This window comes from Nocardioides sp. 503, from assembly GCF_004522095.1.
Taxonomy (GTDB): Bacteria; Actinomycetota; Actinomycetes; order Propionibacteriales; family Nocardioidaceae; genus Nocardioides.
The window spans coordinates 77,136-101,857 of record NZ_SPUI01000007.1 but is presented as its reverse complement, the minus strand read 5'-3'; the positions used below and the strand labels follow the sequence as shown (position 1 = coordinate 101,857).

At 72.6% G+C, this 24,722-nt stretch carries 23 protein-coding genes, 2 tRNA genes and 1 other RNA gene; 9 read left to right on the top strand and 17 right to left on the bottom strand.

Going from position 1 to position 24,722, the window contains the following annotated elements; all coding sequences use genetic code 11:
* Positions 1-6: 6 nt before the first annotated feature.
* A complete protein-coding gene (locus tag E4622_RS18980; RefSeq protein WP_134741020.1) occupies positions 7-465 on the bottom strand; it encodes a GatB/YqeY domain-containing protein in 459 nt (152 codons plus the stop codon).
* A gap of 26 nt (positions 466-491) precedes the next feature.
* Between E4622_RS18980 and E4622_RS18975 the strand changes: the two genes are divergently transcribed.
* The 3 genes from E4622_RS18975 to E4622_RS18965 all read left to right on the top strand — a co-directional run bounded on the left by E4622_RS18975 (position 492) and on the right by E4622_RS18965 (position 2,742).
* A complete protein-coding gene (locus E4622_RS18975) occupies positions 492-1,415 on the top strand; it encodes a metallophosphoesterase (RefSeq protein ID WP_134741019.1) in 924 nt (307 codons plus the stop codon).
* A gap of 107 nt (positions 1,416-1,522) precedes the next feature.
* Positions 1,523-1,599 (top strand) — tRNA-Pro (locus E4622_RS18970).
* A gap of 84 nt (positions 1,600-1,683) precedes the next feature.
* Complete coding sequence (locus tag E4622_RS18965; RefSeq protein ID WP_134741018.1) at positions 1,684-2,742, top strand: hypothetical protein; 1,059 nt, start codon at positions 1,684-1,686, stop codon at positions 2,740-2,742.
* Here E4622_RS18965 and E4622_RS18960 read toward each other — a convergent pair.
* From E4622_RS18960 to ffs, 7 genes are all read right to left on the bottom strand, one after another.
* Positions 2,725-3,756, bottom strand: coding sequence for an aspartate-semialdehyde dehydrogenase (locus E4622_RS18960; RefSeq protein ID WP_134741017.1), 1,032 nt, complete (start codon positions 3,754-3,756; stop codon positions 2,725-2,727). The genes E4622_RS18965 and E4622_RS18960 overlap by 18 nt on opposite strands.
* A 2-nt stretch (positions 3,757-3,758) precedes the next feature.
* Positions 3,759-5,030: an aspartate kinase gene (locus E4622_RS18955; protein ID WP_134741016.1), complete on the bottom strand. Its 1,272-nt coding sequence runs from the start codon at positions 5,028-5,030 to the stop codon at positions 3,759-3,761.
* A 55-nt stretch (positions 5,031-5,085) separates the two neighbouring features.
* Complete coding sequence (locus E4622_RS18950) at positions 5,086-5,670, bottom strand: DUF5063 domain-containing protein (RefSeq protein ID WP_134741015.1); 585 nt, start codon at positions 5,668-5,670, stop codon at positions 5,086-5,088.
* Positions 5,667-6,263: a recombination mediator RecR gene (recR, locus tag E4622_RS18945; protein ID WP_134741014.1), complete on the bottom strand. Its 597-nt coding sequence runs from the start codon at positions 6,261-6,263 to the stop codon at positions 5,667-5,669. Before recR ends, E4622_RS18950 begins: the two co-directional genes overlap by 4 nt.
* A 6-nt stretch (positions 6,264-6,269) precedes the next feature.
* Positions 6,270-6,650 carry a YbaB/EbfC family nucleoid-associated protein gene (locus E4622_RS18940; RefSeq protein WP_134741013.1) on the bottom strand — a complete coding sequence of 127 codons (381 nt, stop codon included), beginning with the start codon at positions 6,648-6,650 and terminating at the stop codon, positions 6,270-6,272.
* Positions 6,651-6,702: 52 nt separating this feature from the next.
* Positions 6,703-8,778, bottom strand: a complete 2,076-nt coding sequence (locus tag E4622_RS18935) for a DNA polymerase III subunit gamma and tau (protein ID WP_134741012.1) — start codon at positions 8,776-8,778, stop codon at positions 6,703-6,705.
* Between the two features lie 158 nt (positions 8,779-8,936).
* Positions 8,937-9,027, bottom strand: an RNA gene (gene ffs / locus E4622_RS18930) — signal recognition particle sRNA small type.
* 94 nt (positions 9,028-9,121) lie between these two features.
* Here ffs and E4622_RS18925 point away from each other — a divergent pair.
* Positions 9,122-9,211: transfer RNA gene (locus E4622_RS18925), tRNA-Ser, on the top strand.
* A gap of 181 nt (positions 9,212-9,392) precedes the next feature.
* A complete protein-coding gene (locus E4622_RS18920; RefSeq protein ID WP_134741011.1) occupies positions 9,393-9,713 on the top strand; it encodes a helix-turn-helix transcriptional regulator in 321 nt (106 codons plus the stop codon).
* A 42-nt stretch (positions 9,714-9,755) separates the two neighbouring features.
* Here E4622_RS18920 and E4622_RS18915 read toward each other — a convergent pair whose 3' ends face one another.
* The 7 genes from E4622_RS18915 to E4622_RS18885 form a co-directional block, all read right to left on the bottom strand.
* On the bottom strand, positions 9,756-10,394 hold the full coding sequence (locus E4622_RS18915) for a GTP pyrophosphokinase family protein (protein WP_245156047.1): 639 nt from the start codon (positions 10,392-10,394) through the stop codon (positions 9,756-9,758).
* Between the two features lie 49 nt (positions 10,395-10,443).
* Positions 10,444-11,766, bottom strand: coding sequence for a S8 family serine peptidase (locus E4622_RS18910; protein WP_134741010.1), 1,323 nt, complete (start codon positions 11,764-11,766; stop codon positions 10,444-10,446).
* Entirely contained in the window at positions 11,757-13,220 is a 1,464-nt protein-coding gene (locus E4622_RS18905) for a type VII secretion protein EccB (RefSeq protein ID WP_134741009.1), read from the bottom strand. The genes E4622_RS18910 and E4622_RS18905 overlap by 10 nt, the downstream gene beginning before the upstream one ends.
* Positions 13,221-13,223: 3 nt before the next feature.
* On the bottom strand, positions 13,224-14,591 hold the full coding sequence (gene eccD / locus E4622_RS18900) for a type VII secretion integral membrane protein EccD (protein ID WP_134741008.1): 1,368 nt from the start codon (positions 14,589-14,591) through the stop codon (positions 13,224-13,226).
* Positions 14,592-14,864: 273 nt separating this feature from the next.
* Positions 14,865-15,161, bottom strand: coding sequence for a WXG100 family type VII secretion target (locus E4622_RS18895; protein ID WP_167736102.1), 297 nt, complete (start codon positions 15,159-15,161; stop codon positions 14,865-14,867).
* 29 nt (positions 15,162-15,190) lie between these two features.
* Entirely contained in the window at positions 15,191-15,511 is a 321-nt protein-coding gene (locus tag E4622_RS18890; RefSeq protein ID WP_134741006.1) for a WXG100 family type VII secretion target, read from the bottom strand.
* Positions 15,512-15,655: 144 nt separating this feature from the next.
* Positions 15,656-17,044 (bottom strand): hypothetical protein, encoded by a 1,389-nt coding sequence (locus tag E4622_RS18885; protein ID WP_134741005.1) that lies wholly within the window; start codon positions 17,042-17,044, stop codon positions 15,656-15,658.
* Positions 17,045-17,185: 141 nt separating this feature from the next.
* Between E4622_RS18885 and eccCa the strand changes: the two genes are divergently transcribed.
* Positions 17,186-21,217: a type VII secretion protein EccCa gene (eccCa, locus tag E4622_RS18880; protein WP_245156046.1), complete on the top strand. Its 4,032-nt coding sequence runs from the start codon at positions 17,186-17,188 to the stop codon at positions 21,215-21,217.
* 77 nt (positions 21,218-21,294) lie between these two features.
* Here eccCa and E4622_RS18875 read toward each other — a convergent pair whose 3' ends face one another.
* The gene (locus tag E4622_RS18875) at positions 21,295-21,744 is read right to left on the bottom strand and encodes a nuclear transport factor 2 family protein (RefSeq protein ID WP_134741004.1); all 450 of its coding nucleotides are present in this window, start codon (positions 21,742-21,744) and stop codon (positions 21,295-21,297) included.
* 138 nt (positions 21,745-21,882) lie between these two features.
* Between E4622_RS18875 and E4622_RS22910 the strand changes: the two genes are divergently transcribed.
* Entirely contained in the window at positions 21,883-22,056 is a 174-nt protein-coding gene (locus E4622_RS22910) for a hypothetical protein (RefSeq protein ID WP_167736100.1), read from the top strand.
* Between the two features lie 128 nt (positions 22,057-22,184).
* Here the strand turns inward: E4622_RS22910 and E4622_RS18870 are convergent, their stop codons facing one another.
* Entirely contained in the window at positions 22,185-23,831 is a 1,647-nt protein-coding gene (locus tag E4622_RS18870) for a helicase HerA-like domain-containing protein (protein ID WP_134741003.1), read from the bottom strand.
* A 44-nt stretch (positions 23,832-23,875) separates the two neighbouring features.
* Here E4622_RS18870 and E4622_RS18865 point away from each other — a divergent pair, with 44 nt between their 5' ends.
* Positions 23,876-24,172 (top strand): type II toxin-antitoxin system VapB family antitoxin, encoded by a 297-nt coding sequence (locus E4622_RS18865; RefSeq protein WP_134741002.1) that lies wholly within the window; start codon positions 23,876-23,878, stop codon positions 24,170-24,172.
* 1 nt (position 24,173) lies between these two features.
* Entirely contained in the window at positions 24,174-24,719 is a 546-nt protein-coding gene (locus E4622_RS18860; RefSeq protein ID WP_134741001.1) for a LytR C-terminal domain-containing protein, read from the top strand.
* The last annotated feature ends 3 nt before the right edge of the window (positions 24,720-24,722 follow it).

Sequence of the window (24,722 nt, the reverse complement as noted above, 5' to 3'; positions counted from 1 at the left end):
GCGGCGTCAGCCGAGCTGGCGGCGTACCTCCGCGGCGACGGCACCGCCGTCGGCGCGGCCCTTGACCTGGGGGGTGACGATGCCCATGACCTTGCCCATGGCCCGCATGCCCTCGCCGGCGGCGCCGGTCTGCTCGATCGCCGCGGTGACGAGGGACGAGATCTCCTCGGCGGTGAGGACCTCGGGCAGGTAGTCGGCGATCACGGCCGCCTCGGCCTTCTCCTTGGCCGCCATCTCGGCGCGGCCGCCGTCGGCGAAGGCGGTCGCGGCCTCCCGGCGCTTCTTGGCCTCGCTCGACAGCACGCCGATGACGTCGTCGTCGGAGAGCTCGCGGGCCTCCTTGCCGGCCACCTCGGCGTTGGTGATGGCGGTCAGCACCATGCGCAGGGTCGAGGAGCGCACCTCGTCACGACCCTTGATGGCGGTGGTGAGGTCGGCACGCAGACGGTCCTTGAGAGCACTCATGAGGACCATTGTGGCAGCCTGGGCGGATGCCCAGCCTCCGGATTCTCCCGCACCTGCTGGGAGCCGGGACCCTCGCCGGCGCCGGGCTGACGGCGTACGCCGCCTGGGAGGCGCGGGCCTACACGCTGCGCCGCTACGAGCTGCCGGTCCTGCCCCGCGGACAGCGACCCCTGAAGGTCCTGCACCTCAGCGACATCCACATGACGCCCGCCCAGACCCGCAAGCAGGAGTGGCTCCGCGGGCTCGCCGCGCTGGAGCCTGACCTGGTGGTCGACACCGGCGACAACCTGGCGCACCGCGACTCCGTGCCGGTGGTCACCGACGCGCTCGGACCGCTGCTCGACGTGCCCGGAGTGTTCGTGCACGGCTCCAACGACTACTACGAGCCGACCTTCCGCAACCCGCTGCGCTACCTGCTGCCCGACACCGGCAAGCGCCACGTCCACGTGCCGCAGCTGCCGTGGCCGTTGCTGAGCCAGACACTGACCGGCGCGGGCTGGCGCGACCTGACGAACCGCAAGGACACCGTCACCGTCGGGGAGACGACGCTCGCCTTCGCCGGCGTGGACGACCCGCACCTCGGCTACGACCGGCTCGATCTGGTCGCCGGGCCGGCCGACCCCACCGCCGACATGCGGCTCGGCGTCGCCCATGCGCCGTACCTCCGGGTGCTGGACCAGTACGCCGCCGACGGCTACGACGCCGTCCTGGCCGGGCACACCCACGGCGGCCAGGTGTGCCTGCCGGGCGGCCGGGCGCTCACCACCAACTGCGACCTCGAGCCGGCCCGAGCCAGGGGCCTGCACCGCCACCCCGCCGACTCCCGACCGGGCGACCCGGGCTCCGCGTGGCTCCACGTCTGCGCCGGTCTCGGCACCAGCCCCTACGCCCGGATCCGGGTCGCCTGCCGCCCGGAGGCGAGCCTGCTCACCCTGGTCCCCCGGACCTGACGCAGCACCGTCCCCGGGACCCCCACCGATTGCGAGGGGCGCTCGGCGCTCGGGTATGCTCCCGTGCTTGTGGGCTCACCTCCCTTCACGGGGAACGAGCCCATGATCGGGCTGTGGCGCAGCTTGGTAGCGCGCCTCGTTCGGGACGAGGAGGCCGCAGGTTCAAATCCTGTCAGCCCGACCAGTGGAACCCGAGAACCCCGGACCCTGCGGTCCGGGGTTCTCGTCGTTCCGGGCCGTGGAGACGTCGCCGTGGCAGACTGCCCGCATGTCAGACGAGGACCAGCAGGACGCGTCGGCGCGGCTCGAGCCGCCCCGCCTGTTCGGCCGCAAGAAGGGCCGCAAGGGCGCCGCTCCCGAGGACGCGACGCCGGCGGCGCCGCCGCCGGAGCCGGAGCCCCCTGCCGAGCCGGAGCCCGCCCCTGAGCCGGAGGCCGAGGCGGCCCCGGAGCCCGAAGCCGCGACCGAGCCCGAGGTGGAGCCCGAGCCCGTCTCGGAGCCCGAGCCCGTCTCGGAGCCCGAGCCCGAGCCCACGCCGGAGCCGGAGCCGGTCGCCGTCGATGCCGAGACGACGCAGGTGATCGAGGCCGACGAGCCGACCGAGGTCGTGGAGCCCGTCGAGCCGGTCGCGGACGAGCAGCCCACCCAGGTCGTCGCGCCGGAGCCGGTCGCCGCCGACCCCGTGACGCTCGCGGAGGAGGAGCCGGCTCCGCCGCTGTTCGCGGACGAGGTCGAGCCCGACGCCTCCCCGGCCGACGTCCCGGCCGCCCCCGTCGCGGCGAAGGCCTCGAGGCAGGCGACGGAGGCCGAGCCGGTCAAGACCGCCAAGCCCGTCAAGGCAGAGAAGCCGGTCAAGGAGCCGAAGGCACCGCGTCCGCCCCGCGAGCCGCTGCCGGGCCGCGTCGCCGCGGCCGTGACGGGCGTGCTGGTCGGGCTGGTGCTCGTGGGCGGCACCTACCTCGCGCTCCGAGGCTGCGAGGCCGTGCAGGGCACGACCTCGTGCGGCCGCGCGGGCTTCCCGCTGCTGGCCCTCATCTTCGTCGCGGCCATCCTGGTGGGCTCGGTCCTGATGGGCCGCTTCGCCGTGCCCGACGCCACGAGCACCAGCTTCCTCGCCACCGGCATGACCGCGGTCGTGGCGCTGCTGTTCCTCATCGACGTCCTCGACCACTGGTCGATGGTCGTCGTCATCCCGCTCGTGAGCGTGCTGACCCACCTGCTCTCCTACTGGGTCACGACGACCTTCATCGAACCCGCGAAGGAGCCCGCCGCTCCTGTCGAGGAGCGCGCGGCGAAGGACGAGCGGCAGTCAGCGGCGCGCGAGTAGCTCCGCGATCTGCACCGTGTTGAGGGCCGCGCCCTTGCGCAGGTTGTCGTTGGAGACGAACAGCGCGAGGCCGCGGTCGTCCGGCACGCCCGGGTCCCGGCGCAGCCGGCCGACGTAGGACGGGTCCTTGCCGGCGGCCTGCAGGGGGTTCGGTACGTCGGAGAGCTCGACGCCCGGCGCCGAGGCGAGGATCTCGCGCGCGCGCTCCGGCGTCATGGCCGAGGCGAACTCCGCGTTGATCGCCAGCGAGTGACCGGTGAAGACCGGCACCCGCACGCAGATGCCGGAGACCAGCAGGTCGGGCAGGCCGAGGATCTTGCGCGACTCGTTGCGGAGCTTCTGCTCCTCGTCGGTCTCGTTGAGCCCGTCGTCGACGATGGATCCGGCCAGCGGCAGCACGTTGTAGGCGATCGTGCGCGCGTACTTCACCGGGTCGGGGAAGGCGACGGCCTCCCCGTCGTAGGCGAGCTCGCGCGCCTTGTCGCCGGCTGCGGCGACCTGACCGGCCAGCTCCTCGACGCCGGCGACGCCGGAACCGGAGACGGCCTGGTAGGTCGACGCGATCAGCCGCACCAGCCCGGCCTCGTCGTGCAGCGGCTTCAGCACGGGCATCGCGGCCATCGTCGTGCAGTTGGGGTTGGCGATGATCCCCTTGCGGGCGTGCTCGATGTCCTGCGGGTTGACCTCGGAGACCACGAGCGGGACGTCGGGGTCCATGCGGAACGCCGAGGAGTTGTCGACCACGGTCACGCCGGCGGCCGCGAAGGCCGGGGCCAGCGCGCGGGAGGTCGTCGCGCCCGCGGAGAAGAGCGCGATGTCGAGACCGCTCGGGTCGGCCGTCGCGGCGTCCTCGACGGTGATCTCGCGACCGGCGAACGGCAGCACCGTGCCGGCCGAGCGCGCGGAGGCGAAGAAGCGGACCTCGTCGGCGGGGAACCCGCGCTGCTCGAGGATCTGGCGCATGGCGACGCCGACCTGGCCGGTCGCCCCGACGATGCCGATGCGGACACCCATGACTACCTCCCCGTCCCGCCGTAGACGACCGCCTCGACCTCGGCGGCGTCCAGCTCGAACGCCGTGTGCGTGGCGCGCACGGCCTCGTCGACCTGGGCCTCCTGGACGATCACGGAGATCCGGATCTCCGAGGTGGAGATCATCTCGATGTTGACGCCGGCCGAGGCGAGGGCGGCGAAGAACTTCGCGGTGATGCCGGGGTGCGAGCGCATGCCGGCCCCGATCAGGGAGACCTTGCCGATCCGGTCGTCGTAGAGCAGCTGCTCGTAGCCGACCTCGTCCTGGATGCGGGCCAGGGCGCTCATCGCCTGCTGGCCGTCGGCGCGCGGCAGCGTGAACGAGATGTCCGTGAGGCCGGTCGACGCGGCGGAGACGTTCTGGACGACCATGTCGATGTTGACCTCGGTCGCCGAGAGCGCCTCGAAGATCCGGGCCGCCTCGCCCACCTTGTCCGGAACGCCGACGACGGTGATCTTGGCTTCGCTGCGGTCGTGGGCCACGCCCGCGATGATCGCCTGCTCCATGGGGACTTCTCCTGGTTGGCTGGGGGTGATCCACGTCCCCTCCTTGTGCGAGAAGGAGGACCGGACGTGGACCGGCATGTCGTAGCGGCGGGCGTACTCGACGCACCGCAGGTGCAGGATCTTGGCGCCCGAGGCCGCCATCTCGAGCATCTCCTCGTAGGAGAGCCGCTCGAGGCGCCGCGCCGTGGGCACGATGCGGGGGTCGGCGGTGAACACACCGTCGACGTCGGTGTAGATCTCGCAGTACGCCGCACCGAGCGCGGCGGCCAGCGCGACGGCCGTGGTGTCGGTGCCGCCGCGTCCGAGGGTGGTGATCTCCTTGGTGTCCTGGCTGACGCCCTGGAAGCCGGCGACGATCACGATGTGGCCCTCGGCGATGGCCGCGGAGATCCGCCCCGGCGTGACGTCGATGATCTTGGCCCGGCCGTGGGCGGAGTCGGTGATGACGCCGGCCTGGGAGCCCGTGAACGAGCGCGCGGTGAACCCCAGGTCGGAGATCGCCATGGCGACCAGCGCCATCGAGATCCGCTCGCCGGCGGTGAGCAGCATGTCCAGCTCGCGTGCCGGCGGCAGCGGGCTGACGCCCTCCGCGAGCTCGAGCAGGTTGTCGGTCGTGTCGCCCATCGCAGAGACGGCCACCACGACGTCGTGGCCGGCCTTCTTGGACTCGACGATGCGGCGCGCGACCTCCTTGATGCGGCCGGCGTCGGCCAGAGACGAACCGCCGTACTTCTGCACGACAATGCCCACCGGGCTCACTCCTGGGATCGGGGAAGGACTACCCCGATCCTACCGAGTGCGCAGGTCAGACCGGGTCGCCGTCCAAGACCGCCTCGGCGGCCACGATCTGCTCGATCTCCTCGTCGTTGTCGACGTCGAGGCGGTCGTGGGAGACCACGGACAGCAGCGCGTTGAGCGCGGCGCCCGCGAGGTTGCCCCAGGAGGCGACGTAGGAGAACTGCCACCACCACAGCGCCTCGGCGACGTCGCCGAGGCGGTAGTGGCGCAGGCCGTTCTCGAGGTCGCTCGCGATCTGGGTCAGGTCGTCGGAGAGCTGGCTCTCGACCACGTCGGGGACGTAGGGGTCGAAGACGAAGCTGTAGGTGTCGACGTTGCCGAGCAGCTCGGCAAGGCGCAGCCGCATCTCGTCGAGATCGGCCTCCGGGCCCACGTCGGGCTGGTAGTCGGCCGTGGGCGTGAAGTCCTGCTGGGCGCCCAGCCGGGCGCCGGCGAGCAGCACCTGGCTGATCTCCAGGAGCAGCAGCGAGATGGCCTGCCCGGAGGTGGCCTCCCGGCTGATGGCGCGCAGGGCGATCAGGAAGCTCTCGACGCTGTCGGCGATCGACTGGGCGAAGTCCTCCGTCGCGTGGTCGATGGTCTTCTCACTCATTCGGCTGCCCGTCTTCCTACGAAAGCTCGTCCCAAGGTGACCTCGTCGGCGTACTCGAGGTCGCCGCCCACCGGAAGTCCACTCGCCAGGCGCGTGACTTGCAAGCCCATGGGGCTGAGCAGGCGGGTGAGATACGTCGCGGTGGCCTCGCCCTCGAGGTTGGGGTCGGTGGCGAGGATGACCTCGGTGACCACCCCGTCGTTGAGCCGGGGCATCAGCTCCTTGATGCGGAGCTGGTCGGGACCGATGCCGTCGATCGGCGAGATCGCGCCACCCAGCACGTGGTAGCGCCCGCGGAACTCGCGGGTGCGCTCGATCGCCACGACGTCCTTGTACTCCTCGACCACGCACAGCACCGCGGGCTCACGGCGCGGGTCGCGGCAGATGCGGCACTGCTCGTCCTCGGAGACGTTGAAGCACACCGAGCAGAAGCGGACCTTCGCCTTGACCTCCATCAGCACGTCGGCCAGACGGCGTACGTCGACCGGCTCGGCCTGGAGCAGGTGGAAGGCGATGCGTTGCGCGCTCTTGGGACCGACGCCCGGCAGCCTGCCGAGCTCGTCGATCAGGTCCTGGACGACACCTTCGTACAAGGTCGCTCAGAACCCGAGCTGGCCCGAGGACGGCATGCCGGGCAGGCCGCCACCCCCGGCGAGCGGTCCCAGCGCCTCGGCGGCCAGCGCGTCGACCTGCGCCTTGGCGTCGCGGTAGGCGGCCACGATCATGTCGGAGAGGTCGCTCAGGTCGTCGGCGTCGCTGCCGTCGAAGCCGCCGGCCTTGATCTCGACGCCGACGAGCTCGCCGACGCCGCTGACCTTGACCGTCACGGCCCCGCCGGCGACGGTGCCGTCCACGACGGTGTCGGCCAGCCGCTCCTGGGCGGACTGGAGCTGCTCCTGCATCTGCTGGGCCTGCTGGAGGAGGGCGTTCATGTCGAAGCCGCCGCCCCCCAGGGCGTCGAACGGGTTCTCGGTCGTCATCGTGAGGTCACCTCGTGGTCGGTGGGGCGGTGGTCGTGCGGGCGGCGGAGGGTCATGAGTGGGGGATCTCCTCGATCACCTGGGCGCCGAGCTCGCGCGCCAGCAGGTCGGCGCCCCCGAGCTCGTCGGAGTCGGCGTCCAGGTCGTCGGGGTGCGCGTCGGCGTCGGCCTCGGCGAGGCCCGGGGCCTGGCTGCGGTCGGCGCCGGCGGGCCGGGTGGTCAAGATGGCCTCGCGGGCGGCGTTGACCGACTCGGGCCCGGGACGCTCGGGCTCGCGGGGCGGGTCGCCGCCGTCGTCGTCGCTGAGCCAGGCGGGAGGGGCCTCGACCTCGTCGCGGGCGACGGGCGGGGCGGGTCGCGGGGGCGCGGGCTCGGGCGTGGGCGCCGCGGCCGGCGGCGGCACGTCGGCGGACGCGCCCGGGTCGACGATCGTCTCGACCTTCCAGTCGGCGCCCACGACGTCGATGGCCGCCTGCCGGACGATCTCGGAGCTGCCGCCGTTGTCGAAGGACTCGCGGGCCCCGCCGTTGGAGAACCCGAGGGTGAGCGTCCTGGCGTCGACCGCCACGACCTGGGCGTGCTGGGTGAGGTGGATCCAGGTGACGCGGCGCCGCTGCTTGGTGGCCTCGACGATGTCGGGCCACAGCCGGCGTACGTCGACGAGCGAGAGCGTGCTGGACCCGGCCGTCGCCGCGGGTGCCTCAGGCGCCGCGGGCTCGGCCGCCGGGGCGGCTGCGGGCTCCGGGACGGGGTCGGCGGCGGGCTGCTCCGGGACGACCTGGACGGGCGGGGCCGTGGGCGCGGGCGGGGTGGCCGAGACCGGCTCGCGGGCGGGCGGGGGCGTGACGGCGGGAGCGGGGGTCGGGACGGGCTCCGGCTCGCGGGGCGCGGGGCGCGCCTGGGCCGGCCGGTCCTGCGCGGGCACCGGAGGCGCGGCGGGCTCGGGCGACGGGGTGCCGCTGATGGCGGCGCGGCGCTCGAGCCGGTCGAGACGGGCCAGGACGCCGTCGGTGGAGTGGTCGGCGCCCGGCAGCAGCACGCGGGCGCAGATGAGCTCCAGGAGCAGCCGCGGGGCGGTGGCGCCGCGCATCTCGGTCAGGCCGGTCGCGACCAGGTCGGCCGCGCGGGTGAGCTCGGCGGCGCCGAAGCGCGCCGCCTGGGACACCAGGCGCTCGCCCTGGTCCTCGGAGACGTCGATCAGCCCGCTCGCGGGCGCGTCGGGGACCGCGGAGACGATGACCAGGTCGCGCAGGCGGCGCAGCAGGTCCTCGGTGAAGCGGCGCGGGTCCTGCCCGGTCTCGATCACCTTGTCGACGACCCCGAAGACCGCCGAGCCGTCGCCGGCCGCGAAGGCGTCGACCACCTCGTCGAGGAGGGTGTCGGGGGTGTAGCCCAGCAGCCCGCTGGCCAGCGCGTAGGTGACACCCTCGGCCCCGGCGCCACCGAGCAGCTGGTCGAGGACCGACAGGGTGTCGCGCGCCGACCCGGCGCCGGCGCGCACCACGAGGGGCAGGGCGGCCGCCTCGATGCTGACGCCCTCCTGGGCGCAGAGCTCGGTGAGGTAGGACGACAGCAGGCGCGGCGGGATCAGCCGGAACGGGTAGTGGTGGGTGCGCGAGCGGATGGTCGGGATGACCTTGTCGGGCTCGGTGGTCGCGAAGATGAAGCGCAGGTGCGGAGGCGGCTCCTCCACCAGCTTGAGCAGGGCGTTGAAGCCCTGCGTCGTCACCATGTGGGCCTCGTCGATGATGTAGACCTTGTAGCGGCTGCGCACCGGCGCGAAGAACGCCTTCTCGCGCAGGTCGCGCGCGTCGTCCACGCCACCGTGGGAGGCGGCGTCGATCTCGATGACGTCGATCGAGCCCGGGCCGCCGCGCGCCAGGTCGACGCAGCTGTCGCACTCGCCGCACGGGTCGGCGACGGGGGCGAGCTCGCAGTTGAGCGCGCGGGCGAGGATGCGCGCCGAGGTGGTCTTGCCGCAGCCGCGCGGGCCGGAGAAGAGGTAGGCGTGGTTGACCCGGTTGTTGGCCAGCGCCGCCCGCAACGGCTCGGTCACGTGCTCCTGCCCGATGACCTCCTGGAAGGTCTCGGGGCGGTAGCGGCGGTACAGCGCCAGGGGTGACTCCACGTACAGACCCTAACCACCGCGTCCGACAGCTGGTAGCGGGCGGCTGCACAGCGGGTGCGGCGGTCGGTGCGGGCTCGTTCCGGTCACCGACTGGGTCTCGAGACGGGTCGCGCCCGGATCCGCGCCTTCGCATGCTCAGGCGCGGGGGCGTGACGTGAAAAGGCCCCCCGTGCACCCGGCAGAGCCCGCCGACCCTTGCTGCCTTCCGGCCCTGGGGGAGTTGAGCGAGATACCGCCACACGGGGGGTTGCCCCAGAGTCTAGGTGATCCACCGACGGCGGCGAACCGGGACCCGGGGGGAGCGGATTTCACCGCCCGGCACGGCCCCGGTAGGGTCTCCGGCGGAGGATTCGCCTAGTGGCCTATGGCGCTCGCTTGGAAAGCGGGTTGGGTGTGAAAGCCCTCAGGGGTTCGAATCCCCTATCCTCCGCCACTCGCAGCACACCGCCGGCTCCCGTCCTCGACGGGAGCCGGCCGTGCGTGGGCCGAACGACGAGACTCATGCAGGACGTGCGCGAAGTTGCATAGGTTCTGCCCTGTCCGCCGTCCTGCGGCAGGAGGAGGCTGGTGGAGCCACCTCAGGAACACCCTCTAGGGCTCGACGAAGGTCTCCGATGTCCCGATCCCCTCTCCTCCGACCGAGCCCGTTCGATCGCTCCGCCGACCTCGCGGCCGACCGGCGCAGCCCGCACCTGAGCGGACGGGAGAGCGAGATCATCGCCATGATCGGCCACGGGTACTCCAACCAGGAGATCGCCGAGACCCTCGTCCTGTCGATCAACTCCGTGAAGACCTACATCCGGACGGCGTACGGGAAGATCGGGGTCAGCAGCCGCTCGCAGGCGGTGATCTGGGCCATGGCCCGCTCGCTGCTCCGGGCCCAGACCGAGGCGGAGGCCGGCGGCCCGCCACCCCGGCACCGCTTCGTCGGGTGACCCGGCGAGGCGTCCTCGTGGCCCCACGCTGAGCGCGTCGCCTCAGGCGCCAGGGCGTCGCGAGTCGCGGTGCAGCTGCTCCATCTGGTGGTCGAGCCGGTCGGTGGCGGCAGCGACGCCGGCGAGCTCCTCGCGCAGCCGCTCGGGCACCGCGCGCTGGTACTTGTAGTGGATCTTGTGCTCCAGGCTGGCCCAGAAGTCCATGGCGACGGTGCGGATCTGGATCTCGACCCGCACGGCCTCGGTGCGGTCGGAGAGGAAGACCGGGATCTCCACGATGAGGTGCAGGCTCTTGTAGCCGCTCGGCTTCGGCTCGGCGATGTAGTCCTTGATCTCGACCACGGTCACGTCCGGCTGCCGCTTCAGCATCTCGAGCACGGTGTAGGCGTCGCTGACGAAGCTGCAGACCACCCGGATGCCGGCGATGTCGGAGACCAGCTCGCGCACGTCGTCGAGGGTGGTGCAGCCCAGGCGCCGGGCCTTCTCGGCCAGGGCGGTCGTGCGCTTCAGGCGGAACGTCACGTGCTCGATCGGGCAGTCGTAGCTGGCTGTGTGCGTCAGCTCCTGCTTGAGGATGTTGACCTTGGTCAGCATCTCCTCCAGCCCGAACCGGTAGAGCATCAGGAAGCCCTCGAGCTCCTCGCTGACCGCGAGGAAGTCCTCGGCGTCGGTGCTGGTCACCTCCCGACCCTAGCGACGACGGCCCAGCCGGCTCCCGCCCACGAGCCGCTCAGTCGCGCCGGCGCGCGAGGACCGGGCGCAGCAGCATCGCCACGACGAGACCGCCGCCGGCGAGCAGCCCCCACCACACGGCGTTGCGCTTGGTGCTGGCGAGCACGTCGACCTTCTCCCGCGGCACCTGCGCCCGCTCGTTGCCCTCGTCCACGATCGTCGTGCGGGACAGCTGACCCTTCCTGCCCGGTGTGCTCGCCAGCGTCAGCGCCTCCACGGGCTGCACCACGCCGTGCCCGGTGAGGACGTTGGAGGAGGTGGGCGACCCGGTGGCCGAGCTCGTGAGACGGGCCACGATCTGCGGGGCGGACTCGTCGAACGTCGAGCGCAGCAGCGCCACGACCCCCGAGACCTCGGCGGCGGCGTAGACCGTCGACACGTCGCTGACCAGGCAGGTGCTGGCGCCGTCCATCCCGAGCGAGACCGCGTCGCGCGTGGGCGCGGCGACGTCCGTCGCGGAGCTGCGGAGCACCTCGTTCGCAGCGTCGCCGGGCACCACCTCGTCCTCGACCAGGGAGGTCGCGGTGGCGTTGACGGCGACGACGTTGGAAGCCGAGGCGGGCCACGTCCCCCCGCGGGCGTCCTCGCCCGGCGGCGGCTTGCCGGCGTCCTCGCCCTCGCGCTCGGCGTAGCCGAAGTCGGCGTAGAGCGGCTGGCCCTCCTCGGGGCGGTCGCCGGTGGCGGCCACGACCACCACGTCCTTGGCTGCCAGGTCGGCGAGCACGTCGCGCAGGTCGTCGCGCAGCTCCTCGGGCAGGGTGAGCGTCAGCGACACGTTGACCACGCCGACGGCGCCCCGTGGCAGGGCGGCGACCTGACGGAGACCGGCCAGCAGCCGGTCCATGCTGGGCTCCAGCTCGGCCGCGGGGTCGTTGGCCTGGTTGCGGTCGTAGACGCGCACGTCCATGATCCTGGCCCCCGGGGCGATGCCGATGGGCTGGTCGGGCTTGCCGCGGCCCGCGATCAGCCCGGCCACGGCCGTGCCCTGGGGGTCGAGCAGCTCGGTGCTCTTGCCCGACGAGACTCCCTGGAGCACCGGCTCGAGCCGGTCGGACTGGGCCACGCCCGAGTCGAGCACCGCCACCGTGACTCCCGCGCCCGGCTCGGTGCCGGAGCGCGCCGCGATGCGCTGGGCCTCGGCGACCTGCATCAGCCGCGCGGGAGCGCTGAGCGCCGTCGTGGTGACGGCGGGAGTCTGCTGCAGCGTGACGTCCTCGCAGCTCACGTCGGCGGCGTACGCCGGCGCGCCCGCGCCCACCACGAGCGAGCCGAGCGCCAGCCCGGCGACGACGGCGCCCCGCAGCGGGACGGTCACTCGCACGAGCGGCCCTCCTCGGCCGACTCGGCAGCCGGGTCGTCGTCCTGCGGCCCGGTGTCGCCGGGGCGGACCGGCGGGCACAGCGCGGCGTTGACCGACAGCGCCGCCCCGGGGTCGAAGAGCTGCATCCAGCTGCGCGGCACCACCGGCGCGTCGTACGTCTCGAAACCGAGGTTCGTGACGGCGTCGGTGCCGAGCAGCGCGTAGCTGGAGCCCTTGGAGTCGACGAGGAACGGCTCGCCGACATCCGGGGAGTCCCAGCCGCCGGACAGGACGTAGGCGCCGCGGCCCTCCTGGACCGACACGTCGTGCTGGGCGGGGTCCACCTCGGCGGCGCTGGCATCCTTCCCGGGCGAGCCGGCGAGCAGCACCCGCGGCTTCTCGCCGCGCTCGGGCACCAGCTGGGCGCAGGGCTCGGCGGGGGTGTCGGTGACCAGCAGCTCCGGCCAGCGCGCGGCGGAGTAGGGGGGCTTCTGGCGCCGCACGTCGGGGGGCTCGGTGAGCCCGAGGTTGCGCGGCTGCCGAGGCGTCTTGATGTTGAGGTAGACGGCACGGGCGAACGGGCTGAACTCGGCGAGGCTGGTGGCCGTGACCACCGTGAGGACGCCCTCGATCTCGAAGTAGTCCCCGACCTTGGCGTCGGCGGGCAGGCCGCCCTTGCCGGCGACCTTCGACGGCGTGCCGAAGCCCTTGAGGCCGAAGCTGTCGAAGGCCAGGTCCCCGCCGGAGGGGAACAGGTCGAGCCAGTCGGTGGGCACCTGGGGCGCCTCGTCCACGAAGGGCAGCTTCAGCTCTCTCAGGACGTTGTCCACGCCAGGGGTCTTCGGGAGGGCGTAGCGGTAGGCGCCGGTCTCCTCACCCTCCGCCGCCGACTGGCCGATGACGTAGAAGGAGCCGTCGGCGGCCTCCACGACCGCCCCGGCACCCTGGGCGGGGTCGGCGTCGGGGTCCTCGCGGACGTCGAGCTTGACCCCGAACCCGTCGCCCGTGCAGGCGGTCCAGCCACTCTCCACCAGGTAGTCGGTGTCGGGCACGGTGGCGGGCGCACCCAGGATGCCGATGTCGGCGCCGGGGATCTTGGTGTCGATCTTCTCCTGCGGCACGACCTTCGGCTTCACGTCCGCGCCCAGGATCAGCTGGGCCGAGGTGACGTTGATGACCGGACGCACCTGGTCGTTGCCGTCCTCGTCGGGCTCGAGGATGACGTAGGCCGCACCCTTCTCCTTGGACAGGATCAGCCCCGGCTCGTCCCACTGGACGTCGGTGTTGGGCTTGAGCACCCCGGCGATGGCCGCGCCGGCCATCAGCAGGACGGCGAGGGCCAGCCCCCCGACCAGGGTGCGGCCGGGCTTGGTGGGCTCCACCTCGCGGCCGCCGGGAGCGCCCGAGACGAACGCGGTGACGAGCCGGCGACGGCTGAACGAGTAGGCCTCGACGAGGTCCTTCTTGGTGGCCATCGTCTAGCCCGGGGAGGTGACGGACTGGGCCACGTCGAAGACGCCGATGGCCAGGACGAGCAGGGGCAGCAGGGTGAGCAGCGCGACGCTCTCGAGGACGTCGCCCAGGCGGCCCCGGCGGACCGACGGCGAGCCGGGCAGCAGCGTGGACGCGAGGAGCACCCCACCGGACGCGGCGAGCACCACCGCCGTGATCGGGTGCCACTGCGGGAACTGCACCAGCAGGGACACCGCCGTCGAGACCAGCCCGACCACGCCGGAGCCGAGGCCCACCAGGACCTCCGAGCCGGTGCGGTACTGGCGGGTGCGGAGCATGACGATGAGGCAGGCGTCGACGGCCAGCAGCGTCCCGAAGAGCCCGAGCGAGACCGCGAGCGGTGCGATCGCGAGCAGGAGCAGGCCGACCGTGCCGGAGATGGAGACCAGGATCTCGTGCGCGACGCGAGCGTCCGCCCCGACCTGGGAGGGGTCGACGTCGGCGGGGTCGGCGGTGATGTCGGCGTCGGAGTAGAGCTGGTCGACCGAGGTGCCGGTGACGCCGAGCGCCAGCCAGGGGAACACGCTGCCGATCATGACGACCACGGTGAGCACGACCGTCAGCACCGCCGCCGCCCGGAGGTCGGTGGCGTGCAGCAGCAGGCCGACGGCCAGGAAGACCGCGCCGACCACGACCGGCGGGAGCACCAGCGTGCGGCCCTCGCCGAGGCCCACGAGGCAGACCACCCCGGCGAGCAGCGCGCCGGCGCCGGCGCAGGCGACGGGGTAGTCGAAGAGCGGACCGTCGGGCGCGAGCATCAGCCCCGCCACGGCGGCGTACCCGGCGGCCATCCAGGCCACTGCGACCGCTGCCTCGGCCTCGCGCTCGGCGCGCGACAGCACGATCGCCGCGGCGACCAGCGCGAACGCCACCGTCGCGGCGGCCACGGCGGCGAGCTGCTGGCCGTCCTGGATCAGCAGCGCCACGGCGCCCAGGGTCATCAGGAGCGCGGCCGCGGTGAGCGCGGCCCGCCGCCCGGACGCCGGCTGCCACGGCTTGAGGTCACGCTCGACGACGTCCGTCATGGCCTCGACCACGTCGTCGTAGACGCGCGGCGGGTCCTCGTCGATGCCGGCCGTGACGGTGAGCGTCCCGCCGTCCTCGACCCCCTGCAGGGTGAGCCCCGAGTCGGGGGCGAGACGACGCCCCTCCGAGGTGACCAGGCGGTAGCCGCCGTAGACGGTGCTGGAGTCGAGGAGGCCGACGCTCCGGGCGAGCTCGGGGACGAGCTCGGCCACCGGCACCGCGCCCGGCAGCACGAGGTCCACCCGGCGCGTGCCCGACGTCACCGTCACCCGCACCAGTCCCGAGGATGTGGTCGGGGCCTGGGTCATCGTCTCTCCCTCAGGTGTTCGCAGCGGTCACTGTGCGAGCCGGCAGGTGGGTCCGGCCGCGGCCGGCCTTCACGAGCGAGCCGGATGCTACCGGCCCGTCCGCGCCCTGCCGGGCGTCAGTCGATCACACCGGGGGCGGCGTCGTCGTCATCGGTCCACCGGCGCTCGTGTCGCGGTGTCCCGACCCGGGACAGGGCTGATGGCCGCATCGGCGAGGGGGCCGACACCTCGCGGTGCCGGCCCCCTCGCCGTCGTGTCCATCGGGCAGTGAGATCAGATCTCGAACTGCGCCGCGCCGCGCTTGTCGGCGGCCTGGTACTCGGCGTTGGACTGGTAGACCGTCTGGCTGCTCTTGTCGAGGAGGTCGCGCATCTCCTGGATCGCGTTGTCCCACTTGGCCTTCGAGACGGTGTACTGCGACTGGGCCTGACCGACCCACTGGCTGCGCAGCGGCTCGAGCTCGGACTCCAGACGGTTCATCCGGTCGTCGATGTCCTTGACCTTCTGGTACATGTCGGCGGCGGCCTGGTCGACCGCGCCGTGGTTGACCTTGATTCCATCCATGCTCATCATCGTTCTCCTTGGTCTGAGTGCGGCGGTCAGCCGAGCTTGTGGGTCAGGTTGGCGAAGTTCGTGCCCTGGGACTCGTCGGTGTTGACGTTGTCCCGCTCGGTGACGCCGAGGGAGTTCTCGAACTCGTTGAGCGCGTCGACGATCGTCTGCTGCTTCTCGGTCCACGCCTGCTGCAGGGCGAAGAACGCCGTGGCGCCCTGGCCGCCCCAGCGGCCCTGGACCGAGGAGATCTGGTCCGTCAGCTGACGGCTGATGTTGTTGAAGTCGGTGCGAGCGTCCGCCACCATTCCAGCGGCGCGGGTGAGTACACCTTCGCCTTGGCCGAACTCGTTGGAGTTTTCCGACATGTCGCCTGCTCCTTCATGTGTGGCGGCATGTCGCCGCGCATCGTGGGTTCTCTTCGTGTGGCAGTGGTGCCAGGTGGTTCGTGGTCCTTCTCGGCGTGCGATCCGGACAAGCAGGTGTCTACCCGGAGGCAGGACCCCTAAACCTCAGCCTGTCAATTCCCACAGCTGCCGGAAGAGCCCCACGGCGACGACGAGCGAGCCCACGGCGAAGGACCCGCAGACCGACTCGGCGACCTCGCCCCGGCGCGACCACCAGGCCGAGCGCCACCCCCTGCCGAGAGCCACGGAGACCAGCAGCAGCAGGGCGGCGACCACGACGGCCAGGATCCCCACCACCAGCAGCGTGTCGGTCTGCAGGACGTCGAAGAGGAGGACCAGCAGCGCGAGCCCGCACACCAGGCCCGCCACGCGCAGCAGCGCTCGGGCCGCGACGTGACGGTAGGTGCGCGCGACGAACAGCAGGGAGCAGCCGGCGAAGCCCACGAGGCAGCGCGCGCCGAGGGCGTCGGGGCGCTGGGTGGCGGTGGCCAGCAGCAGGGGCGCCGACACCACGGTGACCGCGAGGATCGCGGCCGACGACGCGGTGACGATGCGGGTGCCGCGCACGGCCACGACCTCCACCGCACGCGGGGGTACGACGATCCGGCCACGGCGTCCGGTGGGTCGGTCGCGCGCCGACCAGGCCGTGACGGCCAGCCGCTCCAGGTCGATCAGGAACTGGTCCGGCACGTCGATCGCCAGCATCGGCACGAACCGCGCGGCGAGCATGGCCGCGACCAGCAGCACGGCCCACGCCACCTGGGGCCGGAGGTCGAGGAGCGCGGCGCCGCAGGTCACCACGAAGACGCCGATGCCCACGGACACCCAGACCCGCAACGCCTCCTCGGAGTGGCGGTCGAGGGCGCGCGCCACCGCGGCGGTGACCGCGCCGGTGAGGGCGGCGACACCGACGATCGTGGGCAGCCGCTCGGGTGCGGGGTCCCACGCCACCACGAACGCCGCCGCCGCGGCGAAGGCGGGCGCGGCGAGGATCCGGTGCGCGGCGTAGCGACCGACCGGCAGCACCCCGATCGCGGCGGCGACGCCGAGCAGGACGACGGTGGCGGTGCGCTGTTCGGAGGGCTCCTGCTGCGAGGCGAACCAGCCGGCGAGCAGCGCGGCGGCCGTGCTGACGCAGAACCACAGCACCGAGAGCGCGCCCGGCGGGCTCTGGCGTGGCGCCGGTCCTGTCGTCGCCCGGCGGCGGCGGCCGGTCACGGTGGGGCGGGCGGCGGACTCCGCCAGGGCGACCACGAGGGAGCCGGCGCCGATGCCGGCGCTCTCGAGGGTGGCGTCGGGGGCGAGCGGGTCGCCCACCCGCGTGTGGATCGTCGGCGGGGCGCTGACGCCGGCCTGGGCGGCGTACTCGAGGGCCACGTCGTGGGCCGAGGCACCGGCCGGCACCAGGAGGTCGAGCGCGCCGGAGGGACCGAGCACGGTCAGCGCGACCGCGTCGGCCGCACCCGCGGCCGCCCCGTTGCCCGACCCGCTCACGTCGCCTCCCGAAGGGTCCGGACGAGCCCGTCCGGTCGTGGGCAGCCTAATCGTTGACGTACGCCTATCATCAAGCCACCGCTGAGAGCGGTGCCCGGCCCTCTCGGGCACCACCGGTCGACGGCAAGGGGACGGTTGAGCGTGAGCACGACGCTTCGCGGGGCACGGGTGGACGAGCCGGAGATGCCCACCGGGCAGCTGGTCCTGCAGCCGCCGCCCCAGATCCAGCCCGCCGAGGGCGCCGCCGGCGTCATGATGAACGCCATCCCGATGCTGGGCAGCCTCGGCTCGATCGTGCTGGTCGCGACCATGGGCGCGCGGACCGGCAGCAGCAACGGCATCCGCTTCATCGCCGCCGGCATGTTCCTCTTCGCCACCGTCGGCTTCATCCTCGTGCAGGTCGACCGTCAGCGGAAGCAGCGCGCGCAGCAGGTCACCGGCTCCCGCACGGAGTACCTGCGCTACCTCAGCAACGTCCGCAAGGTCGCGCGCGAGTCCGCCGACCAGCAGCGCCGCGCGCTGACCTGGCACCACCCCGACCCGGCCTCCCTGCCGGCGATGGCCGAGGAGCGCTCCCGCATCTGGGAGCACGTCTCGAGCGACCCGCAGTTCCTGCACGTGCGCTACGGCCTCTGCGCGCAGCCGCTCGCCCTCGAGCTGGTGCCGCCCGAGAGCGCCCCGATCGACGAGGTCGACCCGGCGGCCGCCTCCGCGCTGCACCGGCTGCTCGTCGTCCACCGGCTCCAGCCGGACCTGCCGGCCTCGATCGACCTGCGGGCCTTCGACCGGGTGGAGATCTGCGGCGACGAGGAGGAGGCGCGCAGCCTCGCGCGCGCCATCATCTGCTCCGCCACGGCGTTCCACTCCCCCGACAACCTGGTCCTGGCCGTGCTGTCCTCGGAGATGCACCTGGCCCACTGGGACTGGATCAAGTGGCTGCCGCACGCCCTCAGCGCCGAGCAGAGCGACGCCGTCGGGCCGATGCGGATGGTCACGACGTCGCTGGCCGACCTGGCCAACCTGCTGCCGCCCGACCTCAGCGACCGTCCGCGCTTCGGCGCCGACGAGCGGCCGGCCACGCCCCACATCCTGCTCGTGACCGACGGCGTCGAGCTCCCGCCGGGCAACCACGTCATCCCGCCGGACGGCCTGCACGGTGTGACCGTGCTCGACCTGCCCGCGCGCTGGGGCGAGCTCGACGACCCCAGCCGCCTGCGCATCCAGCTCGACGGCCCGGCGATCGACGACGAGAACAAGGTCCCCGTGGTCGCGCTGCGGCTGCGCGAGGAGGAGATCCGCGCCAAGGGCGACCAGTGCGACCTCGCCACCGCCGAGGCGTTCGCGCGCCGGCTGACGCCCATGCACACCGTGAGCTCCGGCGCCCCGGAGGCGGTGAGCACCGGCGAGATCACCGGCCCCACCGACTTCATGGACCTGCTGGGCCTGGGCGACGTACGCCGCTTCGACCCCGCCGCCGCCTGGCGTCCGCGCCCGGCGCGCGACCGGCTCCGGGTGCCGATCGGCCTCGGCGAGGGCGGCGGCCTGGTCCACCTCGACATCAAGGAGTCCGCCCAGCAGGGCATGGGCCCGCACGGCCTGGTGATCGGCGCGACCGGCTCCGGCAAGTCGGAGTTCCTGCGCACGCTCGTCCTCGGGCTCGCGATGACGCACTCCCCCGAGCAGCTCAACATGGTGCTCGTCGACTTCAAGGGTGGCGCCACCTTCGCGGGCATGTCCGAGATGCCTCACGTCTCGGCCGTCATCACCAACCTCGCCAACGAGCTCACGCTCGTCGACCGCATGCAGGACGCCCTGTCCGGGGAGATGGTGCGCCGCCAGGAGCTGCTGCGCGACGCAGGCAACTACGCCTCGATCCGCGACTACGAGAAGGCACGGGTCGCCGGCGAGGAGCTGGACCCGATGCCGTCGCTGTTCCTCGTCGTCGACGAGTTCTCCGAGATGCTGTCGGCCAAGCCGGAGTTCATCGACCTGTTCGTCGCCATCGGTCGCCTCGGCCGCTCGCTCGGCCTGCACCTGCTGCTCGCCTCGCAGCGCCTGGAGGAGGGCCGGCTGCGCGGGCTGGAGTCGCACCTGTCCTACCGCGTCGGTCTGCGCACCTTCAGCGCCCAGGAGTCGCGGGCGGTGCTGGGCGTGCCCGACGCCTACGAGCTGCCGGCCGTGCCGGGCCTGGGCTTCCTCAAGCCCGACCCGACCTCGATGACGCGGTTCAAGGCGGCGTACGTCTCGGGGCCGCCGGCCACCGGGCGCGTGCGGGTCCGGCGCGACGAGGGCGGGCACCTCCAAGGCATCTTGCCGTTCACGATCTCCGAGGTGCACAAGCTCGAGGTCAACGAGCCCGAGCCGGAGGTCCAGCCCGAGGTCGAGCCGGACAGCCAGGAGACGCTGCTCGACCTGGCCGTCGAGCACATGGTCGGCCACGGCCCGGCGGCGCACCAGGTCTGGCTGCCGCCGCTCGACGTCCCCGACACCCTCGACGAGCTGATGAGCGACCTCGGCGAGGACCCCGAGCTGGGCCTCGTCTCGCAGCAGTGGCGCGCCCTCGGCGGGCTGGTCGTCCCGCTCGGCACGGTGGACCGCCCGCGCGAGCAGCGCCGCGACACCCTGACCATCAACCTGAGCGGCGCCTCGGGGCACGTGGCCGTCGTGGGCGGCCCGCGCAGCGGCAAGAGCACGATGCTGCGCACCATCGTCACCAGCATGGCGCTGACCACCACGCCGCAGGAGTCGCAGTTCTTCGTGCTCGACTTCGGCGGCGGCACGTTCGCGCCGCTGACCCGGCTGCCCCACGTCTCGGGCGTGGGCACGCGCTCGGAGCCCGACGTCGTACGCCGGATCATGGCGGAGGTCTCGGGCGTGGTGGACCGGCGCGAGGCCTACTTCCGCGCCAACGGCATCGACTCGATCGAGACCTACCGGACCCGCCGCGCGCAGGGCCGCGTCGACGACGGCTACGGCGACGTCTTCCTGGTGATCGACGGCTGGAGCACGCTGCGCTCGGACTTCGACGACCTCGAGCTGGAGATCCAGCAGCTCGCCTCGCGCGGCCTGACGTTCGGGCTCCACATCGTCACCGGCGCCGCGCGGTGGGCCGACTTCCGCGCCGCGATGCGCGACCTGTTCGGCACCCGGCTGGAGCTGCGCCTGGGTGACGCGCTCGACTCCGAGATCGACCGCAAGATCGCCCAGCTGGTCCCGACCGGCCGGCCCGGACGCGGCCTGGTGCAGAGCAAGCTGCACTTCCTCGGCGCACTCCCGCGCATCGACGGCGACCCGGACGCCGCGTCGTTGGGCGACGGCGTCGACGAGCTGATCAGCCGCGTCGCCACCGCCTGGCGCGGCCCGGCCGGACCCAAGCTGCGGCTGCTGCCCGAGCGCATCGAGCTGGCGCAGCTGCGTGAGCTCGCCGGCGTGGCCGCAGGCCCCGTGGCCGACGAGGAGCGCGACGGCACCGAGGACCTGCGCCTCGTGCTCGGCATCAACGAGAAGGAGCTGGCCCCGGTCGCCCTCGACCCGGACGCCGAGCCGCACCTGCTGATCTTCGGCGACGGGCAGTCCGGCAAGAGCTCGATCCTGCGCACCTACATCCACGAGGTGATGCGGACGCGCTCGGCCAAGCAGGCGCAGCTCGTCGTGGTCGACTACCGGCGCTCGCTGCTGGGCGAGGTGCCCGAGGACTACCTGCTCAACTACCTCACGTCCGCGACGCAGGCCACGCCGGCGATCAAGGACCTGGCGACGTACCTCGAGAGCCGCATCCCGGGCCCGGACGTGACGCCCGAGCAGCTGCGCAACCGGACCTGGTGGACCGGGGCCGAGGTGTTCGTGGTGGTCGACGACTACGACCTCGTCGCGACCCAGCAGACCTCGCCGGTCGCGCTGCTCCAGCCGCTGCTCGCGCAGGCGCGCGACGTCGGGCTGCACGTCGTCGTGGCCCGCCGCTCCGGTGGCGCGTCGCGCGCGCTCTACGAGCCGGTCATCCAGTCGATGCGCGACCTCGCCATGCCGGGACTGCTGCTCTCCGGCAGCCCCGACGAGGGTCCCCTGCTCGGCAACCTGCGCCCGATCCCGCTGCCCGCCGGCCGCGGACGCCTCATCACCCGCGACCGCGGCACCGAGGTCATCCAGACCGCCTGGACCGACCCCACCCTCTGAGTCAGCCCTCGAGGTAGTCCCTGACGTTCGTGTCGTCTGAGGGCGCTCTTGATGACACGAACGTCAGGGACTACCGCTCAGGTGTGGGTGTGCACGCCCGGGCCGTTGATCTTGAGGCTGGGCAGGTCGTCGAGGTTGTAGGAGAGCTCGAAGGTACGGCGGTAGCCGGTGTGCGCGACCCGCCAGCCCTCCGGCGTACGCACGTAGCGATCGGAGTAGAAGGCCGCGCCCTCGAGCATGAAGCGGAAGGCCTCGACGATGACGCGGTCCTCGAGGTACCAGCGCGCCGTGGCCTCGTCGCCCTCGACGGTGATCTCGGGGTGGTGCACCTGGTGCATGGTGATCATGCCCTCGCCGAGGTTCTCCTTCATGTAGGAGACCAGCGCCGCCCGGTCGTCGAAGACCAGGCCGTTGTAGTCGCCCGTGGCGTCGGGCTGGAAGCAGGCCTCGAAGGCTTCCCAGTCCTTCGTGTCGAGCGTGCGCAGGTAGCGGTACTTGAGCTGGCAGATGTCCTCGTAGTCGGTCACAGCGAGCAATGTAAGCCGGATCACGTCGCCGCGGGGCTCATGAGACCTCGTTGTAACTCGGGGTCAACCTCCCGGGCATCTTGCGCAGCCACAGTGGTCTCACCACCCGCAGCACCGAGAGACAGAGGGAGACCCCCGATGGCAGACAACATCGTCACCGCCGAAGAGACCGATGCCGCCCGCGAGCGCCGCGACGCCTTCAAGCTGCGTCACGCACGCGGCCTGACCGCCCTGATGGGCGAGCGCGAGGACCTGCGCGGCGTCCACGCCCTGGCCGACCTGGTCGACGACGCCGTCCGCTGGACCGCGTGAAGCGACTTCGTCGCTTCATTGGAAGTACTCGCTAGCGCTCGTACTTCCGGTGAAGGGGGAGCGACTTCGTCGCTCCCTTGGGAGTGCTCGCTGGCGCTCGTACTCCCGTCCCGGCTTGATCTCCGGGGCTAGCGCCGGCCGGTCTTGAACATGCCACGGGCGATCTCGCGGGCGGCCGTGCGCATGAAGTCCTTGAACGCACCCGACTGCACCACGTCCCGGACCAGGCCGCCCTCCTCCTGCTGAGAGGTACGGCGTGAGGTCCGGGCGGGTGCGTCGGGGCGCGGGCGGGTCGACCGGCCCGCCCTCTGCTGGGTCTTCTCCTCGGCCTGCTGGGCCTTGGCCGCCGCGGCGGCCTCCTGCTCGGCCTCGCGCTTGCGCGCTCCCTCCTCGAGCCGGACGGCGAGCTTCTCGCGGGCCGACTCGCGGTCGACCGCCTCGGCGTACTTGGCGTGGCGGGGGCTGGCCGCGACCGCGGCCTGCATGGCGGCGGGGTCGCTGGGACCCATGAGCGACTCCGGCGCTCGCAGCCGGGTCCAGGCGACCGGCGTCGGGGCGCCGCGCTCGTTCATCACGGTCACGACCGCCTCGCCGATGCCGAGGCTCGTGATCACGCCGCCCAGGTCGTCGTAGGCGCTGGTGGGGTAGGTGTTGACGGTCGCCTTGAGCGCCTTGGCGTCGTTGGGCGTGTGGGCGCGCAGCTGGTGCTGGACGCGCGAGCCGAGCTGGGCCAGCACCTCGTCGGGCACGTCGGTGGGACTCTGGGTCACGAAGAAGACCCCGACGCCCTTGGACCGGATCAGCCGGACCGTCTGGGCGACCTGCTGCAGGAAGTCCTTCGAGGCGTCGGCGAAGAGCAGGTGGGCCTCGTCGAAGAAGAAGACGAGCTTGGGCTTGTCGATGTCGCCGACCTCCGGCAGGTCGTGGAAGAGGTCGGCCAGCAGCCACATCAGGAACGTCGAGAAGACCGCGGGCCGGTCCTGCAGGTTCGGCAGCTCGACCAGCGAGATCAGCCCCCGGCCGTCGGCCGCCACCTGGAGCAGGTCGGCCGACTCGAACTCCGGCTCCCCGAAGAACGCATCGGCGCCCTGGTCCTGGAACGAGATCAGCTCGCGCAGGATCACCCCGGCCGTCGAGGAGGACAGCCCGCCGAGGTCCTTGAGGTCGGCCTTGCCCTCGTCGCTGGTGAGGTGGCCGACGACGGCGCGCAGGTCCGCGAGGTCGAGCAGGGGCAGCCCGGCCCGGTCGGCGTAGTGGAAGACCAGCCCGAGGCTCGACTCCTGGGTGTCGTTGAGGCCCAGCACTTTGCTCAGCAGCGTGGGCCCGAAGGCACTCATCGTCACGCGCAGCGGGATGCCCGTGCCCTCGCCGCCCAGGGCGTAGTACTCCACCGGGAAGCCCGTCGCCTGCCACTGCTGCCCCACGGAGGCGGCCCGGGCGGTGATCTTGTCCCCGGGCGCACCGGGGGTCGCGAGCCCGGACAGGTCGCCCTTGATGTCGGCGGCGAAGACCGGCACCCCCTGGGCGCTCAGCTGCTCGGCGAGCAGCTGGAGCGTCTTGGTCTTGCCGGTGCCGGTGGCGCCGGCCACCAGGCCGTGGCGGTTGACCATGGCGAGCGGGATCCGGATCCGGACGTCCGAGAGCGTCTCGGCGTCCAGCATGAGCCCTCCCAGCTCGAGCACGGCCCCCTCGAACGCGTAGCCGGGCGCCACTGCCTGGGCCACCGCTCCGTCGACGGCACTCGGCGGGGCGGCGTCCTCGGGGGTCTGCGTCATGCCGCCAATCTAGGGCGTGGCTCGGCGCCGTTTATAGTCGCGGCGTGATCTTCAAACGCGTGGGCGACGGGAGGCCGTACCCCGAGCACGGCCTCTCGACCCGCGCGTGGGCGGCCGTGCCACCGCGCCAGGTGCGCCTCGACGAGCTGGTCACCACGAAGGACACCCTCCAGCTCGCCACGCTGCTCGACGAGGACTCCACGTTCTACGGCGACCTGTTCGCGCACGTCGTGGAGTGGCACGAGGAGTACTACCTGGAGGACGGGCTGCACCGCGCCCTGCGCGCGGCCCTCCAGCAGCGCAACGTCCTGCACGCCCGCGTCCACCGTCTGGAAGGCTGAGATGCCCGCCTTCGCGCTCGCGCGCTTCCGCACCGCGATCACCCTCGGGGTGCTCGCGCTCCTGCTGCTGCTGGGCGTCGCCTGGGGCTGGGGGGCGGTCACCGAGCCGTTCACCACCTCCGAGGAGGTGCCGGTCTGCCGGCCCACCGACATCCCCGCCGAGACCAAGGTCTACCCCGACCAGGTCACGGTGAGCGTCGCGAACGCCGGCACCCGCGAGGGCCTGGCCGGGCGCACCATGCAGCTCTTCACCGAGGGCGGCTTCGGGCAGGGCGGCATCAGCAACGCCCCCGACGGCACCGACGTCCCCTTCGCCGAGATCTGGACCGACGACCCCGACAACCCGGCCGTGCGCCTGGTCAAGAGCTACCTCGGCAAGCGCGCCAAGGTCGTCCGCACCGAGAGCGGCCTGCCCGGGGTCAACGTCATCGTCGGCGACGACTTCGTCGAGCTCGCCCAGGGCCGCAAGGCCGTCCAGTCCGACCAGGACAGCGAGATCTGCAGCCCGCCCGCCGAGGCCGACGCCGACACAGGCGTGGTCGAGTAGCTT

What these genes read in the sequence shown, in the direction of transcription:
- E4622_RS18980 (WP_134741020.1), bottom strand. Translation starts at nt 465, where the DNA reads ATGAGTGCTCTCAAGGACCGTCTGCGTGCCGACCTCACCACCGCCATC.
- E4622_RS18975 (WP_134741019.1), top strand. Translation starts at nt 492, where the DNA reads ATGCCCAGCCTCCGGATTCTCCCGCACCTGCTGGGAGCCGGGACCCTC.
- E4622_RS18965 (WP_134741018.1), top strand. Translation starts at nt 1,684, where the DNA reads ATGTCAGACGAGGACCAGCAGGACGCGTCGGCGCGGCTCGAGCCGCCC.
- E4622_RS18960 (WP_134741017.1), bottom strand. Translation starts at nt 3,756, where the DNA reads ATGGGTGTCCGCATCGGCATCGTCGGGGCGACCGGCCAGGTCGGCGTC.
- E4622_RS18950 (WP_134741015.1), bottom strand. Translation starts at nt 5,670, where the DNA reads ATGAGTGAGAAGACCATCGACCACGCGACGGAGGACTTCGCCCAGTCG.
- E4622_RS18940 (WP_134741013.1), bottom strand. Translation starts at nt 6,650, where the DNA reads ATGACGACCGAGAACCCGTTCGACGCCCTGGGGGGCGGCGGCTTCGAC.
- E4622_RS18920 (WP_134741011.1), top strand. Translation starts at nt 9,393, where the DNA reads ATGTCCCGATCCCCTCTCCTCCGACCGAGCCCGTTCGATCGCTCCGCC.
- E4622_RS18905 (WP_134741009.1), bottom strand. Translation starts at nt 13,220, where the DNA reads ATGGCCACCAAGAAGGACCTCGTCGAGGCCTACTCGTTCAGCCGTCGC.
- eccD (WP_134741008.1), bottom strand. Translation starts at nt 14,591, where the DNA reads ATGACCCAGGCCCCGACCACATCCTCGGGACTGGTGCGGGTGACGGTG.
- E4622_RS18895 (WP_167736102.1), bottom strand. Translation starts at nt 15,161, where the DNA reads ATGAGCATGGATGGAATCAAGGTCAACCACGGCGCGGTCGACCAGGCC.
- E4622_RS18890 (WP_134741006.1), bottom strand. Translation starts at nt 15,511, where the DNA reads ATGTCGGAAAACTCCAACGAGTTCGGCCAAGGCGAAGGTGTACTCACC.
- E4622_RS22910 (WP_167736100.1), top strand. Translation starts at nt 21,883, where the DNA reads ATGGCAGACAACATCGTCACCGCCGAAGAGACCGATGCCGCCCGCGAG.
- E4622_RS18870 (WP_134741003.1), bottom strand. Translation starts at nt 23,831, where the DNA reads ATGACGCAGACCCCCGAGGACGCCGCCCCGCCGAGTGCCGTCGACGGA.
- E4622_RS18860 (WP_134741001.1), top strand. Translation starts at nt 24,174, where the DNA reads ATGCCCGCCTTCGCGCTCGCGCGCTTCCGCACCGCGATCACCCTCGGG.